11 protein-coding genes are annotated in these 15,981 nt (G+C 70.8%); 4 read left to right on the forward strand and 7 right to left on the reverse strand.

Annotated features, from left to right (window positions below; all coding sequences use genetic code 11):
- Positions 1–15: 15 nt before the first annotated feature.
- Positions 16–480 (reverse strand): YbhB/YbcL family Raf kinase inhibitor-like protein, encoded by a 465-nt coding sequence (locus E8A74_RS20435; protein WP_136930712.1) that lies wholly within the window; start codon positions 478–480, stop codon positions 16–18.
- A 153-nt stretch (positions 481–633) separates the two neighbouring features.
- Here E8A74_RS20435 and E8A74_RS20440 point away from each other — a divergent pair, with 153 nt between their 5' ends.
- Positions 634–1,740 carry a hypothetical protein gene (locus E8A74_RS20440; RefSeq protein ID WP_136930713.1) on the forward strand — a complete coding sequence of 369 codons (1,107 nt, stop codon included), beginning with the start codon at positions 634–636 and terminating at the stop codon, positions 1,738–1,740.
- Positions 1,741–1,906: 166 nt separating this feature from the next.
- On the forward strand, positions 1,907–2,380 hold the full coding sequence (locus tag E8A74_RS20445) for a hypothetical protein (protein ID WP_136930714.1): 474 nt from the start codon (positions 1,907–1,909) through the stop codon (positions 2,378–2,380).
- Between the two features lie 3 nt (positions 2,381–2,383).
- Here E8A74_RS20445 and E8A74_RS20450 read toward each other — a convergent pair whose 3' ends face one another.
- From E8A74_RS20450 to E8A74_RS20460, 3 genes are all read right to left on the reverse strand, one after another.
- Complete coding sequence (locus tag E8A74_RS20450; protein WP_136930715.1) at positions 2,384–3,397, reverse strand: diacylglycerol/lipid kinase family protein; 1,014 nt, start codon at positions 3,395–3,397, stop codon at positions 2,384–2,386.
- A 128-nt stretch (positions 3,398–3,525) separates the two neighbouring features.
- Entirely contained in the window at positions 3,526–4,599 is a 1,074-nt protein-coding gene (locus tag E8A74_RS20455; protein ID WP_136930716.1) for a hypothetical protein, read from the reverse strand.
- 87 nt (positions 4,600–4,686) lie between these two features.
- Complete coding sequence (locus E8A74_RS20460) at positions 4,687–5,991, reverse strand: hypothetical protein (RefSeq protein WP_211365407.1); 1,305 nt, start codon at positions 5,989–5,991, stop codon at positions 4,687–4,689.
- A 186-nt stretch (positions 5,992–6,177) separates the two neighbouring features.
- Between E8A74_RS20460 and E8A74_RS20465 the strand changes: the two genes are divergently transcribed.
- Positions 6,178–7,533 carry an MFS transporter gene (locus tag E8A74_RS20465; protein WP_211365408.1) on the forward strand — a complete coding sequence of 452 codons (1,356 nt, stop codon included), beginning with the start codon at positions 6,178–6,180 and terminating at the stop codon, positions 7,531–7,533.
- On the opposite strand, the gene E8A74_RS20470 is transcribed toward E8A74_RS20465, so the two are convergent.
- Complete coding sequence (locus E8A74_RS20470; protein WP_136930718.1) at positions 7,530–9,005, reverse strand: metallophosphoesterase family protein; 1,476 nt, start codon at positions 9,003–9,005, stop codon at positions 7,530–7,532. The genes E8A74_RS20465 and E8A74_RS20470 overlap by 4 nt on opposite strands.
- A gap of 175 nt (positions 9,006–9,180) precedes the next feature.
- Between E8A74_RS20470 and E8A74_RS20475 the strand changes: the two genes are divergently transcribed.
- On the forward strand, positions 9,181–9,972 hold the full coding sequence (locus E8A74_RS20475; RefSeq protein ID WP_136930719.1) for a hypothetical protein: 792 nt from the start codon (positions 9,181–9,183) through the stop codon (positions 9,970–9,972).
- 307 nt (positions 9,973–10,279) lie between these two features.
- Here E8A74_RS20475 and E8A74_RS20480 read toward each other — a convergent pair whose 3' ends face one another.
- On the reverse strand, positions 10,280–11,554 hold the full coding sequence (locus E8A74_RS20480; protein ID WP_136930720.1) for a patatin-like phospholipase family protein: 1,275 nt from the start codon (positions 11,552–11,554) through the stop codon (positions 10,280–10,282).
- On the reverse strand, positions 11,551–15,975 hold the full coding sequence (locus tag E8A74_RS20485; RefSeq protein ID WP_170229248.1) for a serine/threonine-protein kinase: 4,425 nt from the start codon (positions 15,973–15,975) through the stop codon (positions 11,551–11,553). The genes E8A74_RS20480 and E8A74_RS20485 overlap by 4 nt, the downstream gene beginning before the upstream one ends.
- Positions 15,976–15,981: the final 6 nt, after the last annotated feature.

Genomic DNA, 15,981 nt, shown 5'->3' on the forward strand with positions numbered 1-15,981 from the left:
CGGTAGAGCCCCTGATCAAGCGGCCTTTTCGTACGTGCCCACGAGGTGCGCCTCTTCGAGCACGTGCCCTTCCATGGCGCGCTCGAGTTCGGCCTTCGTCGGCGTCCCGAGATCCGGCAGGATCATGTCGAGCGCATAGAGCTTGTGGAAATACCGGTGCCGCCCGATCGGCGGACACGGGCCGCCGTACACGTCGCGGCCCCAGTCGTTTTTCCCCGCGAGCGCGCCCGGAGGAAGCTCGGCGCCCGCGGAGAGGGCCGTCGTCGCGGGCGGGAGGTTGTAGACGACCCAGTGCACCCACGTCCGCTTCGGCGCGCGTGGATCCGGCGCGTCCGGATCGTCCACGATGAGCGCCAAGCTCTGCGTGCCCGGCGGGACCGACGCAAAGGCGAGCGGCGGGGATCGATCGTCGCCCTCGCAGGTGTGATCCTTCGGGATCGGGCCGTTCGGCGCGAACGCGGTGGACGTGATCGTCAGCATGCTCCCTCCTCCGGCGCCCGTGGTTCGTTGCAGGCGTGGCGCTCGGGATCTCTGCGGCTCGTGGCGCCCTGTTCCCATACCCCGCGGCACGTCGCGCGTGGTTCGGCCCGGTCGGACCTGACACCCTCGCGAAAACGAGATACATCGTGCGCCATGGCTCTACGCGCGAACGTGGCCCGAGGCGCGAGCATGATCGCGCTCGGGCTCGTGATCTCCACGATCGGATGTCAGGAAGAGAAGAAGCCCGCGGCGCCCATCGCCGACGCGGGCGCGGACGCCCAGACCGGGCCGGTCGTCGGCGGCAAGCTCGGCGAAGCCCTCGCCGCTGCGGCCCAGGCACCGCCGCCTGCACAGTCCGCCGGCCCGAAGGACGCCGCGGGGGGGCCGCCCGAGTCTGGCATCTTCGAGCCCGCCGCGGCCGACGCCGCCTTCTCGCCCACCGCGACGCCGAAGCTCGAGCTCTTCGGGGACGGCAGTGATCCAAAGGTGCCGCTCTCGTACGCGTTCGCGGGCGGAGACGAGCGCAAGACGACGCTCCTCCTGCAGGTGCGCGCGGCGCAACAAGGCCTGCCGCCGCTCATCGTCGAGCTCGTCTTCAAGGCCGACAAGGCGAAGGACGACAAGAAAAAGACCGACAAAGCGGCCGAGCCGGCCCCGGCGGGGCAACCCGTGGTCGTGAAGATCGCGGCGGTGAAGGCGATCCGCGGCGACGTGCCGGCCGAGCTGAAGAACCTGAAAGACAGCGTGATCCGGTATCGGCTTCAGCCCTCCGGGATCGCCACGGATCTGGCGATCGAGTACCCGAAGGACTCGACGCCGGGGATCGAGCTCGTGACGGGCTCGCTGGTCGACGCGGTGCTCGCCTCGACGGTGCCTCTGCCCGACAAGCCGGTCGGCGTCGGCGCGTACTGGATGGTGACGGATCGGGCGCGCTCGTCGGGCGTGGATGTGCTGCGGTACCGCGTGGCGAAGGTGGAGAAGCTCGACGGCAAACGGGCGACGCTCTCGCTCGAGGTCCGGCAATACGCCGCGAACGCGACGCTCGGCCTGCCGGGCTTGCCGAAGGACGTGCCCGTGTCGCTCGAGCGCTACGAGTCGCGTGGCAAGGGCGAGATCGAGGTCGGCGACACGCGCTTCATGCCCGAGCGGGGGCAGATCGCGCTCGTGATGCAGTCGCTGTTGAAATCACCGAATCAGCCGGCGGGGCAGCAGCTCGTGATCCAAACGGAGACGAAAGCCGCGCTCGGGGCCGCACCCTGACGCGCAGGACGGGCGCACGAACACCGAGCGATCCCGTCCGCTCCGCGATGATTCCGTGCGGCACGTTCCTTCTTCGCGAGGAAGGGCGTTGGCGACACTCGTGCATAAAACCCCTGTGGGGAGGCGCGGCGAGCCCGTCCGACGGCGGGGTCCTCGCGGTATCAACATGGGGGACGCCAAGAACAAGGAGACCGCGCAATCGGAGATCCCGGCGAGCCTGTCGAATTTCCTCGCCGATGCCTCGCTGACGGACGGCCAGAGGCGCCGGATCGCCCTGTTCCGCAGCGTGGAGAGCGCCGTCTGCTCGCGCATCGAGCAGATCTGCGTGACGAGCGGGCTCGACGTCGTGGACGTGGCCGTGCTCGTCGTGGACGTCTCCGCGCACGAGCTGTTCTTCCAGGACGAAGAGCCCATCGGCACGTGCGTGCTCATCGGGCACCGCGACAAGGTCCACGCCTTCCTGCGCTCGGCGCTCCCGCCCGCGGAGGACGCTCCGTTCGACCCGTACGAAGACCTCCGCACGGCCGCGCCCGCCCGGTGCGTGCGCGTGATGATCGTCGACCAGGAGTCGCTGACCGTGATGAGCTACGGGACGTTCGTCACGGTGCGGCTCGACGCCGCCGACATGCCCGAGGCGTGAGCCTCAAGAGTTGCCCGGCTGAATCCAGGGCGGGGGGAACATGAACGTGCTCCCGCCCGGCGGCCGGATGCCCGCTTTGTGCTCCACGACGATCTGCACGCGAGGCCCCACGCGCATCTCGAGCGGCCCGCGATGCTCGTGGAGATCCCCGTCGAGCACGTACCTCACCACGCCCGAGCGAGCCTCCAGGATCGCGTGCTCGGCGAGGTGGTCGTACGTGTGCTCCTCGCCCATCGGGCGCGCCTGCCAGATGTCCGGGAGCTTTTTGACGAACCCGAGCGCGCTCGTGTGGATGCCGAGGATGTGGAAGCGGCCCGGGACGTGCCCCGAGCGATAGAAAGGCCGGAATCCGAGGCCAATCTGATCAACCGTGCCCGCCGCGATGCAGAGGTAGTCCCGCATGGGCAAACGCACGCCGCCGGAGAGCTCCACGGAGCCTTCCCAGCGCTCGGCCACCGGCGTCCGGTGCCCGAGCATGACGTTCTTGCTGGCCTCGTAAAGCGTCGACGCGGCGTGGACGGGGTTCGGCTCGGGGTGCCGGTAGTACTCGGCCATGTATCCGTGGATCGCGCCCGTGCCGAAAATGAACCCGTAATGGTCGTCGATTCGCATCGTGTTCCGCTCGACCACCCGGAGCGAGGCCTTTCCAAGCTCGTTGTAGCGGGCGATCAGCGCCGTGAGCAGGCCGTCGGGCTTGCCGCGCGGCACGCCGACGGCGTTCGCGACCGTGTTCATCGTCCCGCCGCGCAGGAACGCGATCGGCGGCAGCGGCTCGTCGCTGTAGACCTCGAGGAACCCGGTCAGCGTGACGTGATTCGTGCCGTCTCCGCCGGAGATGCCGAGCACGTCGATCTTGAGTTTTCGGAAATCCTCGGCGATTCGCGCGAGGTCCTCCCTCGTCTGCGCGGTGCGGACGACGCCTCGATCGCCGAGGGTCCGCGCCAGCCGCGAGGCCGCGGCCGGGTCGCGGCGGTTCTGTCGGGAGCGCGGATTCAGAACGACGCCAATGCCACCCATGTCTTCATCCGTTACGGGATTGCGTCGAAACGTCAAGAACTTCGCGACAGCGAAATGCTTCAAAACGCCTGCGAAATGGCCTTCGCGGAGGTGGCGATTCGATTACGCGTGTCGCTCGAAGCGTTCGATCACGACTTCCCGCGTGGCGTTTTCCAGCGGGCTTCGAGATGGACACGCACGATATCGGCCATGAGTCCGATGTGCGCGCAGTGATCGGGCTTGTCGTCGCCGGTGTAACCACGGACGTGGAAATCACCCTTGTCGTAACGGCGGATGAGGTCGAGCCCGAGCACGTCCGCGCGCTTGGCCTTCTTCGGCTTGCCCTTGAGTTCACCGATGACGTAACTCGCGACCTCCGTCGTCGACGCGTAGCCGGGCGGGATGATCGACGAGTGGCTCAGGAACATGAACGCCTGCTTCTTCGCGGCGCGCTTGGCGTAGTCCACGAAGACGTCGATCTGCCCCGTCTTCAGCGCCTTCGAGCGCTCGTCGATGTACCCCGTGTGCAAGGAGTCGAGCAGGATGACCGCGTCGATACGCTTGCCCGACGGCTGGCGGAGGATCTGCTCGATCGCGCCATACCCCGCGCTCCACGACGAGAGCGCGAGCTTGCGGACGTGCGCCTTGGGGTTGCCCGTCTTCTTCGCCATCGCCGCCTCGACGCTCGCGAGGAGCTGCGTGAACGTGTTCGGCGCCGCGAACCCTTGCGCGTACGCGCCCGAACCGATGCCGAGGTCGATCCCCACGAGGACCGCGCCCTTGGCGGTCTTGACGAACTCCTTGCGGATCGGCTCGTGGCCGTGGAAGTGGACGACGAGGTCGAAGCCGCCGCTCTTCGTGATGCCGCCCTTCTTCGGGGCGATCATCTGGCCGATCGTGGGCTCGTTCGACCAGCGGTCGTAGATCCCGAAGCCCGGGTCGGGGGTCATGCAGGGGTGGATGCCGCCCCGGCGCTTCTTCGCAGGCGCGCTCGCCTGCTTGCCTTCACCCTTGGGCGCCGCCGCCGCGGTCGCCTCGGCCTTGGGCGCGACGAGGACCGCGGGCTTGTTGTCCGCCTCTTTTGCAGCTTCCTGGGCCTCGGGCTTGGGCGCGGCGTCCTCGGCCGATGCGGGCAGGGACGCGAGGAGAGAGGTCGCTCCGAGGAGCGAGACGAGCGCGCCGATGCGGGAGAGGCTCTTCGAGGAAAGGGAAAAGAAGCGCATCCGGGTCTTGGCCTCCTCGCATGAATACGACGGAGAGGCGAGTTTATTGCCGCGGACGGCCGAGCTCGTGAAGAAAGTTGGGCGCTTTCAGCGGCCGGGGTAACCGCCGCCCGGGGGATAACCGCCGCCGGGGGGATACCCCTGGCCCATGGCCTGCTGCGGGTAGGGCTGGGCCGCGCCGGCGTCGGCGGCGGCGAGGATCTGCTCCTCGGCCTGGGAGGCGAGCTGCGCGACCGTGGCGGCCTGCTCCTGCGCGGAGAGCTTGCTGAAGAAGGCCCAGAACTCGGGCTCGCGGCCGAGGTGCACCGTGGAGAGGACGAGCACGATCGGGACCGCGGGCTTCTCGATGTCCGCGAGCTCGGTGGCGCGCCTGCGCCAGTTCGAGAGGCCCTCGAACATGCGCACGGTCCACTGGAAGCCGAGGCCGAGCAGGAGGCCGACCATGACGCCCGCGACGAAGATGTCGGCGTCGAGCGGGAACACGAACGCCGCGACGAGGCCCCCCACGCCGGCGCCGATGACGAGCCCCGGCTCGCCGCCGTTGTGCTGCGAAGCGAGCGTGAGCAGCGCCGCGGCTTGCATGCCGGAGTTGCCCGTCTTCGCGGCCTCGCGCAGCGGCAGGAGCGTCTGGAGGCGCCGCGAGGCCGCCGCGCGCACGCTGAGGAAACTCGCGAGGAGGGTGAGCACGCCGATGAGCACGCCGAGGCCGACCGCGAGCTCGCGCGAGAGCAGGCCCTTCGGCAGAGCCTCGCGCACCTGCGCGGTCTTCGCCTTCTCCTGCTCGGCGTCGGCGGCCTTCTTGAGCGTCGCCTCGGTCTCCTTCGTCGTTTCGAGCACCTTGTCGACCGGCGCTTCGCCGAGCGCCGCGAGCAGCTTGCGCGCCGCCTCGACCTGCGACTTGTAGTCCTCGCCGGGGGCCACGGCGGCCGCGCTCGTGACGGCCTCCCAGCCCCGCGCCGCCTCGGGCTTGGCGCCGGTCACGCCCTCGACGAGCGGCCGACACGGCGCGAGCAGCTTGACCTGCTTGTAGGACGGGAGCGCCGAGGGCCAGGCGAGATCGACGTCGGGCTCTTTCTCCTTCGGCGGCGGCTTCTTGCCTTTCACCGGCGGCGGCGTGGCGCTCGGCGTGGCCGTCGCGGCGAGGCGCGCGGCCTTCGCGGAGGCCTTGAACACGGGGATCTCCGTGTTCAGCCGATCGGCGGCGGTCTGGCAGGCCTTCGCCTGCTGCGCCTTCGTCTCCGCGGCCTTCGCGGCGGCGATCGCCGCGGGGTCGGGGATCAGCCGTCCTTCCGCCGTGACGAGCCGCACGACCGCGCCTCCGAACGAGAGCACGAGCGCGGTCAGCGCGATGATCGTCCAGCGCATCTCCTCGCGTCGGGTGTAGACGTTCACCGCGCTTCCCCCATCCCGGAAACCGTGGCCCCAGAGCGGCGCCGGCAGAGCCTCGACATGTCGTCTCCACGTCTAAACGAGATGACCGAAAACCGCTACCGTCTGGACGTGCCCCCCGGCATTTCCGCGGTGCGTCGGCCAGAAGGTGGGCCCGCCGGGGCGTTCTGGTGTAGGGGACTCGGCAACGTGTCCGTCGTCGAACGAGCGCCCGCCCGCGCGGAGGTGGCCTCTCCGGGGCCTTCTCTCGAAGAGGTCTACGCGCCTGCAAAGGAAGCGGCGCCGGCGGAGCCGCGGCGCGAGGCCGAGGACAAGGCCGCGGAGAGCCCGTTGCGGGCGGCGCCCTGGGTCGCAACGACGTACTTCGGCGAGGGGCTGCCGTACTCGATCGTGCATCAGGTCAGCGCGGAGCTCTTCACGGCGTTCGGCGCGAGCCTGCAAGCGATCGGGTACACGGCGCTCTACGGCTTCGCGTGGAACGCGAAGTTCCTCTGGAGCCCGCTCGTCGACATGTACGGCAAGAAGCGGGGCTGGGTCGTCGCGACCCAGATCGCGCTCGGGCTCGCGGTGCTCGCGCTCGCGATGCCCGCCGATCGCGGGGATCTGCCCGTGGTGGCGTGGGGGCTCATCGCCGTGTCGGTGCTCGCCGCGACGCAGGACATCGCGGTGGACGGCTTCTATCTCGACGCGCTGCCGGAGAAACGGCAAGCGGGGTTCTCGGGGCTGCGCGTGGCCGCGTTCCGGGTCGCGATGCTGGTCGCGAAGGGCGGGCTCGTGGTGCTCGCGGGGATCGCAGGCGGGTGGCGCTACGCGTTCTTCGCGGCGGCCGCGATGATGCTCCTCCTCGGCGTGGGGCATGCGCTCTTCTTGCCGCGTCCCGCGGCGCCCGCGCAGGCCGCGGTCGAGGCGCGTGGGGTCCGGAAGGCCGACGCTTCGTACCTGCAAGCGTTCGTCACGTTCCTGCGTCAACCGAACGTCGGTCTCGTGCTCGCGTTCATCCTGACGTTCCGCGCGGGCGACGCGCTCATGTTCGCGATGCACACGCCCTTCTTGAAGGATCTCGGCCTGAGCCTCGCGGAGCGCGGGTTCGTGAGCGGCACGTGGGGCACGGTCTCCTCGATCGCGGGCTCGATCCTCGGAGGGATGGTGGTCTCGCGGCTCGGGCTCGAGCGGACGCTCAAGCCGATCTCGATCCTCCAGAGCGCGGCGATCCCGCTCTACGCGTGGCTCGCCTGGGCGCGACCGGGGATCGCGGCGATCACGGCCGTGGTGCTCGTCGAGCAGTTCGTGGCGTACGCGGGATCGGCCGCGTTCATGGTCTTCATCATGCGGCGCTGCCAGGGCGCCTACCGCGCGTCGCACTTCGCGATCGGCAGCGCGCTCATGTCGCTGGCCACGACGCTCGCAGGCTCGATGAGCGGGCACCTCGCGAAGAGCGTCGGGTTCACGACGTTCTTCCTGCTCGCGTTCGCGGCCTCGATCCCGGGCGTGATCCTGTCGATGTTCGTCCCCACGAACCGCGCGGACGAGGCGCCTGCGGGTTAGACGGCGCGGGCGTCGTCGCTCCGGATCTCGGGCGTCTCGCAGTACAGGACGACCTCGCTGCGCGGCGGCGCTTCGGCCTGCGGAGCACGGACGACGCGGGGGACGATCGCCCCGCGCTTCCAGGCGTAGAGCCCGCCCGTGAGCGCGCCGTGGTCGTCGCTCGTGAGCCAGACGAAGGGGTGTTCACCGATGCACGGGGTGCCGTCGGGGCCCGAGGTGGCGGCGGACCACGAGCCGCTGTTGCCGATGAACACGTCGCCCTCCCACGAGCCTTCGGGGGTGTGCGTGTGGCCGAAGACGACCGCGCGCGCGTCGTGGATCTGCGCGACGCTCCGCATCACGCGGCCGACGCGGAGCCACGTCTCGGCGAGCGGAGGCTTGGGGGCGAGGCGATCGTAGAGCACGAAGAGCAGGAACGGCACGATCACGCCGAGGAGCCCGAGCGGCAGGCCGACGACGCCGATGAACAGGGCGCCGAGCGCCGCGCCGACGAGGATCACGAACACGTGATCCACCCAGAGCTCGCGCACCACGCGGAGGAGGCGCGACTCGGCGGGAGGCTCGAAGAGGCGGGCGTGACGCATGACGGCCGCGACACGTTCGCCCGTCTCGCGGGCGCAGGCGATCACGTTGCCGCGGTACCGCGCGCGGCAGAAGGGCCGGCGCGCGCGCCAGAGGCGACCGAGGATCCGCGCGGCGCCGAGCGCCCAGATCAGCGCGAGCCAGCGGCGCGAGAAGAGGTAGTAGCGCGTCCAGTGCAGGAAATAGCCGAGCTTCGTCATCATGACGGAGCTGTCGTCGTGCGGGTTGAAGTAGCCGAGGCGCGAGACGAGCAGCCGCGTCCCCATCGAGCCCATCGTCGCCACGATCTCGCGCCCGCCGTCGTCGAACGGGGCCATCGGGTAGCGGTAGCTGCAGTAGGGATCGTAGAGGTGGCCGTGCTCGACGAGCACACGATCGGGCGTGACGTGCATCCACGCGCGGAAGTGGATCCGCCGAGCGATCGCGGCGCGCGCGCTCGGGCTGCGATCCCGCGCCACGAGGGCGCACGCGGCGTCGCAGAGGCGGGCCGTGAGGTGCGCGCGGACCTCGGGCAGCGTGAGCAGGACGTCGTGGTTGCCCGACACGATCACGATCTCGTGCCCCTCGTCGAGCACGCGTCCGAGCGCTTCGAGGACGATCGGGTGATCATCCAGGATCGCCGCGATCGCCGGCACGCCATGGTCGGCGTCGCGCGGGAGATCGTGGCAAGCGCTGCGTCCGTCGATCACGCGCGGGGCGTCGAAGTCGAAGACGTCGCCGTTCAGCGTGAGCGTCATCCGCTGCCCGCGGACAGCGTCGAGGAGCGCGCCCAACATGCCCGCGAGCTCGCCGTCCGGCAGGAAGGCGCGCTGCCGATGACGCATCCACGGGCCCGTCCCCGGCTCCACTTCGCAGAGGTGGATGTCGGAAATTACGACCGTGTGATGCATTACGTTAAGGATGGCACGACGGCGAGGCGCACGCCTGCCAGGGGATCTCCTAACGGCTCGAAATTATTGGGAACGGATGGGGCGCGTCGGTGGCGTCCCGACGGGATTTTGGAGCCGCAAGCTCTTGCCGAGGGGTGGCGCGGACGCCCAGGTTCTACCGAGGCGGAGGGGAGCGATGCGGGCAACCGAGGCGTTGGGGCGGGCGATGGGCGGGCTTTTGTCCCCGATCGCGGGGGAGGGGAGCTTGCTCCGGCGAGCGCGGCTCTTCCATCCGGACGGCGTCTTGTTCCGGGCAGACGTGCGTGCGCTCGCGCGTGAGGGCGCCGTGGGGGAGCTCGCGCAGAGGCTCGCGGGGCCCGCGCTCGTGCGGCTGTCCTCCGCGTGGTGGCGTCACGAGAAGGAGCTGCCGGACGCGCTCGGGATCGCGGTGCGCTTCTGCGGGCGCGCGCCGACGGCGACGTCGGTGGAGGCCTCCGCGCGGGATCAGGACCTGCTCTTCGCGACGTTTCAGCACGTCTGGTCGCTGCCGTTCGCGCCGCTCACCACGAACGTGCACGATTTCCTGGCGAACGAGTACCACGCGATCCTGCCGTTCTACGTGCTCGGTCTCGGGCGCGTAAAATTCAGGCTCGTGCCGGGGCGACAGCGGGAGACCCGAGGGAGCCGGCGCGAGCGGATCGAGCGAGCCGTGGCCGCGAAGAACGCGGTGCTGCGGCTCGAGGTCACGCAAGCGGGGGCGCTCGGCGCGCGGCTGCGTTCGCCGGAGCAGATCCTGCGCATGTCGCGATGGGAAGCGGTGGCGCTGATCGATCTGGAGGAGCGATCGCTCGTGGATCAGGAGGCGCTGTCGTTCACGCCGTTCCACGCAGGTCGCGGGATCATGCCCGTCGGGCTGTTCCAGATGATGCGCGCCGCCACGTACGCCGCGAGCCGCGCGGGGAGGAAGGTCGCGGCGATCGAGGGCTAGATACGATGCCGCGCGGGGGTCGACACGCGGCGACCCCTTCGGTCGACGAGGACCGGCGTGTGTCGACGACGAGGCGCCCCCCTCGGTCGACGAGGACCGGCGTGTGTCGACGACGAGGCGACCCGCACGCGTCACGAGGACCGGCGTGTGTCGACGCGCGACGCCCCCCTCGGTCGACGAGGACCGGCGTGTGTCGACGACGAGGTGACCCGCACGCGTCACGAGGACCGGCGTGTGTCGACGACGAGGCGACCCACACGCGTCACGAGGACCGGCGTGTGTCGACGCGAGGCGACCCCCTCGGGACTCAGTCCACCGGCGGCGGGATCGTCCAGCTCGTGTTTTCGGCGTGGCGCGGCTCGTCGTCCTCGTCCGCGCTGCCGAAGAAGTCGGCGATGTCGTGCCTGCGCGCCTCGGCGTCGGCGCGGCCGAGATCGATGAGCCTGCGCGCGAAGGCGCCGTCGAAGAGCAGGTAACTCGCGAGGTCCGCTTCGGTCGCTTCGCCGACGTCGACGAGCGTGAGCATGCGCCGCGCGAACGCCGGGCCGCCGTGGATGTTGCCGCGGCGCACGTACTCGGCCGCGAGCTTGCCGATGTCCTCGCTCGGGCGGACCACGAGCGAGTTGATGCGGTTGTACGGCATGGCTCCGCGTCGCTCGGCGCTCGTGTTGACCGTCTGCAGGAAGTCGCCGCCGAAGGTCTTCTCCGCGTCCTCGATGATGTGGTTCAGGCGCGTCATCACCTCGAGGTCCGTCTGGATGTGGTCGAGGAGGAACGCGTTCAGGATCTTGCCGAGCAGGAAGGCCGCGCCCGGCGGCTTCTCGTCTTCGGGCATGGTGCTCGGGCCCGTGAGCTCGCGCGAGAGGCCGATCGCGAAGACGTGCGTCGCGCCGAGCCGGAGCGCGGGCGCGATCGGCGTGTTCTGCCGGACGCCGCCATCCATGAAGAGCTCACGGCCGATGCGGACGGGCGGGAACAAGATGGGGATCGACGCAGAGGCGAGCGCGTGCAGCGGGCCGATGTGCGCGCCGCGGATGAGCGTGCGCGGCGGCGCCGTCGTGGGCAGCGCGCCGTCGGGGCCGGTCTGCATGAAGATGACCGTGCGGCCCGACGCGACCTCGGTGGCCGAGACGCTGAGCGCGCCGAGGTGGCCGCGGCGGAGCGTGCGCGCGATGGCCCGCCACGGGATCTCGCGCTCGACGAGCTTGGCCATCGGCGTGACGTCGAAGACGCCGGCCGCCGCCTTGCCGCCGCCGAACAGGACACGCGGCAGGCTCACGGCCTGGCGGAGGCTGAAGCCGAGCACGTCCGGCAGATCGAGCTCGGTCCAGAGGTTCGCGAGGCGGCGGATGCCGGTCGTCGCATCGCTGAGGTGCGCGGCGAGGAAACACGCGTTGATGGCGCCGACCGAGGTGCCGCAGAGGATGTCGATGCGCGGGACCGCGCCACGCACGCGCGCGAAGTTGTCGAGCACGTACGACAGGACGCCGACCTCGTACGCGCCACGCGCGCCGCCGCCCGACAAGATCAACGCGACCTTTCGACGGCCCGCGCCCGCTCGCTTCGTGGTCTTCAAACTCATGCCATTTCGCCGCGCCGCAGCGGATCCGAACGAGGAGAGACGTCCGAACCGTCTGCCTCGGACAGAATGCGCTCGACGACGGGTCTTCGCAAGAAGAGCGCGCGGAGACGACCTTCACGAACGTAGCCGGCGACCTTGCGTACGTGCGTCGCGGCGCGGAGCAGCGCGTCACGAGCGCCGCTGGAGGCGCCTTTGCGCAGCGCTTCGATGCAGAGCGCGCGGACCTCGATGCCGTACTCGGAGAAGCTCGTGGCCTCGATCGCGCCGAGCGCCGTGCGAGCGAGCAGGACGCCGGTGTGATGTTCGCCCGCGTCGACGCGCGCGGCGGCTTCGATGGCCGTCGCGTGAATGTGGTAGCTCAAAAGACCTTGCGGCTCGGCGAGCTTGCGCGCGGCCTGCGCATGGACGACGGCCTCGTGCGGGCGGCCTTCGGCGCGGGCGAGCAAGGCGCGGACGATGCGCTCGTGCACGGTGTCGTACGCGCTGCCGGTGACGGCGACGAGCGCGCCCGCGTCGCCGCACATGGTGGAGGCCTCGGCGTTCATGCCGAGCTCGAGGAGGATCTCCGCGGAGCAGAGGAGCGTGTCGGCGCGCGAGTCTTGATCGGCGTACCGCTCGTGCGCCTCGCGGGCGCGCTTGAGGTAACTCAGGCCGCGCTCGGTGTCGCCGAGGCGCGCGTAGGCCTGGCCCACGTTGCTGAGCGTCTTGGCGATCTGGAAGCGGCCGCCGATGGCGAGGTCGATGCCGATGGAGGAGAGGCCGAGCGCGATCGCGTCCTCGAAGCGCTCCATGACGAACATGGCGTAGGCGAGCGCGTTCTTCGCGCGCGCCTCGCTGCGGCGCGCGCCGACGGCGCGGAAGACCGCGATGGCCTCGGCGTGCGCCTCGGCGGCCTCCTCGACGCGGCCGATGCGGCGGAGCAGGACGCCCTTCGAGCGGAGGACCTCGGCGCGCAGGCGCGGCTGGAGCTTGGCGGTGTGCGTGACCTCGAGCGCGCGCTCGCAGGCGTCGATGGCGCCTTGCACGTCGCCGAGGTCGCCGAGGATCTCGGCGAGGATCGTGTACGCCTCGACCTCGAGCGCGGGCTGGCGCGCGAGGCGCGCGATCTCGGTCGCGCGCTGGGCGACGGGCAAGCCGCGCGCGAGGTGGCCATCGTCGCAGTCGAGGCGCGCGGTGCGGACGAGGGCGAGCGCGACGCCGCGGGCCTTGCCGCTCTGCCGCGCGAGCTTGCGCAGCGCTTCGAGGTGCTTGCGGCGCTCGCTCCGGCGGCCGAGGTGCCGGTAGATCGCTTCGAGCGCGGCGTGCGCGTTCATGCGGCGCGCGTCCTCGGGCGGGAGGAGCGAGAGCGCGCGGAGGTAGTAGCGGAGCGCGAGCTGCTCCTGGTGGGTCGCGCGCGCGGCGCCCGCGGCTTCGAGGTACATCTCCGCGGCGGGCACGGCCGCCTCGCCGCGCGCGAGGTGGCGGGCGACGATCGCCGCCGAGAGGCCCCGCGCGAGCGGCGTGCGCGACAGGTGCTCGCCGAGCGAGAGGTGCATGCGCGAGCGCTTGGCCGTGTCGAGCGCGAGGTAGGCGACGTCGCGCGCGAGCGGGTGGCGGAAGTCGACCGAGCCCGCGCGCCGATCGCAGAGCCCGCGCGCGCAGAGGCGCGTGATCGCCTCGTCGTCGGGCAAGCGCGCGAGCGCGAGGATGTCGGTCTCCGTCAGCGGCCCTCCGGCGGCGGCGAGCCAGTCGACGACGTCGTGCTCGGCGAGCGGGAGCTCGCGCAGGCGATCCCCGATGAGCTGTTCGAGCGTGGAGGGGAGGGCCTCGTTGCGCTCGCCGGGGCGCTCGTGCCGCACGAGCTCGTGGACGCCCTCGCCGCGCTCGACGATCTCCAGCGTGCCGCGTTCGAGCAGCGCGTCGACCATCTCCAGCAGGAAGAAGGGGTTGCCCGCGACGCGCGGGACGAGCTCGCTGCACACGGCCGCGACGCCTTCGCGGACGCCGAGCCGCGCCTCGACGAGGCGCACCTGCTCTTTCGGTTCGAGCCCACGCAGCTCGATCCGCACGAGGCCCTCGACGTACGGAAGCACGCGCTCGTCGGCGCGGGTCACGAGCACGACGAGGATCGGGAGCGGCTCGGGCCTGCGGAGCAGCTCCTTCAGAAGCTCGAGGCTCGCGCGGTCCGCCCACTGCAAGCCGTCGACGACGACGACGATCGGCTGCCTGCGCCCGAGCCCGGCGAGCAGGTGGCGTATGCCCTGCACGACGAGGTCGTGGCGGTAGTTGCTCGCGTCCTCTTCCTGGTGATCGCCGTGCTTGCCGGTCACGAGCTCGGCGAGGCGCTGGATCTCGCGCGGCGCGCTCGGGGTGCGCGCGAAGGGGCCGAAGACCTCGCGCAGCGCGCCTTGCGCCTCGTCGAGCGAGTTGTCGAGGCCCATGCCCGTCACGTCGCGCACGACGTCGGCGACGGTGGCGAGCGGCAGCTCCATCTTCACGGGCGAGCACTCGACCTGCACCACGAGCACCCCACCCGGCAGCTCCGAGAGGAACGTCGAGACGAGCGCGGTCTTGCCGATGCCCATCTCGCCGACGACCACACGCGCCACGAGCTCGCCGAACGCCCTGCGCGACATGGGCGCCGCGTCGAACGTTTGTGTCCTCGGACCACTCGGCGACTCCTGCGCGCCGAACGCCTCCGAGGAGGGCGGCGAGCCCGGGACGCCGCCGAGCGGCGGCGAGACGGCGCGGTGATACGCGGCGTAGAGGTCCGCCTTTTCGGCGTCGCGGCCGACGAGATCACTCTGGCCGAGCGCGAGCTCCGCCGTGCGCTCTTCCCGCGTGAGCAGACGATCGAGCGCGTAGAGGCGCATCTGCGCGGGGACACGGAGGCCCCCCGTGTCGCCGAGCGTGAGGCTCGGCGCCTCGCCCCAGCGGAACTCACGCCGCACGAGGCGGTAGACGCCGCCCGCGACCCACGTCGTGCCGAACGGCGTCGCCGCGCCCACGCGATCCGCGAGCAAGTCCGCGGGCTCTTGCAGCGTGTGCCGCACGAGGTGGCCTTGGGGATCACGCTCGCCCGAGGCGATGCCCCGCACGATGCCGATGGACGCGCGCAGCGGCGCGGGCAGGTCTTCGCTCGCGCCGTCGAGCGCTTCGTGCACGTCGATCGCGAGCGTCGCGGCGTCGGCCGCGGCGCGTGAGGGGTTCGCCATGAGGCCGACGACGGCGCGCGCCGACCAGGGCGACTCCCACGACCACACCGCGCCGCGCTTGAACGCGATGTCGTCGAGCGTCTGGCGGATCGAGGCGCCCATCCGCCGCGCCGCCTGTTTGCCGTGCGCGTTCTCGAGATCGACCGTGCCGTCGATGCGCAGCGTGACGACCGCGACGTGCCGGACCTCGCGGGCGACGCGCGTGTGCTTCTCGCCGTTCGTGCCTTCGGAGGGCGTCCGCGCGAGCGGCACGGCGGCGAGCGTCGCGGCCTCGGGCGCCTCGCGCGGGCTCGCGAGGGGCAGCTCGAGCTCGCGGCCGAAGAGCTCGAGGAGCATCGCCTCGATCGACGCGGAGTCGACGAGCTCCTGCTTCGCGAGCAGGGTGCGCATGATCGCCGCGCTCATGTCGCGCGCGGTCTGGAAGCGGTGCTCCCGCGGGCCTCGCATCGCCTTGAGGACGATGGATTCGAGCTCGGGCGGCACCTCGCCGACGTGGGTCGACGGAGGCTGGAACGCGCCCGTCTTCACGGCTTCGAGCAGCGCGTCGTCGTCGAGCTTGCCGTACGGCGATCGCAGCGTGAGCATCTCGTAGAGCACGACGCCGAGCGCGTAGATGTCGCCCCTTCGATCGACGCGCTCGCCGCGCGCCTGCTCGGGCGACATGTACCCGAACTTGCCCTTCAGCACGCCGGCCTCTTCGCGGAAGAGGTTCGCGCTCGCGATGCCGAAGTCGGCGATCTTCACCGCGCCTTCGTACGAGACCAGGATGTTCTGCGGCGAGATGTCGCGATGGACGATGGCGAGCGGTACGCCGCCCTCGTCCTTGCGCTCGTGGGCGTAGTGCAGGCCCTTGGCCGCCTCGGAGACGATGTACGCCGCGACGAACGGCGGGATCCGCGCGCCGGTGCGCCGCGCCGTCGACATGATCTTGCCGAGGTCGAAGCCCTCGACGTACTCCATCGAGAGCAAGAGGCCGTCGTCGCCGTGGTCGCTGAACTCGTAGACCTGGACGATGTTCGGGTGGTTCAGGCGCGTCGCGAGGTGTGCTTCCTCGACGAACATCGAGCGGAACCGTCGCGAAGAGCCGTGCGCGGGCAGGACACGTTTGACGACGAGCAGCTTGTACGTGCCCTCGGCGCCGCGTTTTTTGGCGAGGAACACCTCGGCCATGCCGCCTGCGCCGAGGCGGCGCAGGATCTCGAAGTCGGCGAGCTGGTCGGGGTGCATGGCCAT

This window comes from Polyangium fumosum (assembly GCF_005144585.1).
Taxonomy (GTDB): domain Bacteria; phylum Myxococcota_A; class Polyangia; order Polyangiales; family Polyangiaceae; genus Polyangium; species Polyangium fumosum.

What these genes read in the sequence shown, in the direction of transcription:
- E8A74_RS20450 (WP_136930715.1), bottom strand. Translation starts at nt 3,397, where the DNA reads ATGGGTGGCATTGGCGTCGTTCTGAATCCGCGCTCCCGACAGAACCGC.
- E8A74_RS20445 (WP_136930714.1), top strand. Translation starts at nt 1,907, where the DNA reads ATGGGGGACGCCAAGAACAAGGAGACCGCGCAATCGGAGATCCCGGCG.
- E8A74_RS20435 (WP_136930712.1), bottom strand. Translation starts at nt 480, where the DNA reads ATGCTGACGATCACGTCCACCGCGTTCGCGCCGAACGGCCCGATCCCG.
- E8A74_RS20440 (WP_136930713.1), top strand. Translation starts at nt 634, where the DNA reads ATGGCTCTACGCGCGAACGTGGCCCGAGGCGCGAGCATGATCGCGCTC.
- E8A74_RS20475 (WP_136930719.1), top strand. Translation starts at nt 9,181, where the DNA reads ATGCGGGCAACCGAGGCGTTGGGGCGGGCGATGGGCGGGCTTTTGTCC.
- E8A74_RS20485 (WP_170229248.1), bottom strand. Translation starts at nt 15,975, where the DNA reads ATGCACCCCGACCAGCTCGCCGACTTCGAGATCCTGCGCCGCCTCGGC.
- E8A74_RS20470 (WP_136930718.1), bottom strand. Translation starts at nt 9,005, where the DNA reads ATGCATCACACGGTCGTAATTTCCGACATCCACCTCTGCGAAGTGGAG.
- E8A74_RS20455 (WP_136930716.1), bottom strand. Translation starts at nt 4,599, where the DNA reads ATGCGCTTCTTTTCCCTTTCCTCGAAGAGCCTCTCCCGCATCGGCGCG.
- E8A74_RS20480 (WP_136930720.1), bottom strand. Translation starts at nt 11,554, where the DNA reads ATGAGTTTGAAGACCACGAAGCGAGCGGGCGCGGGCCGTCGAAAGGTC.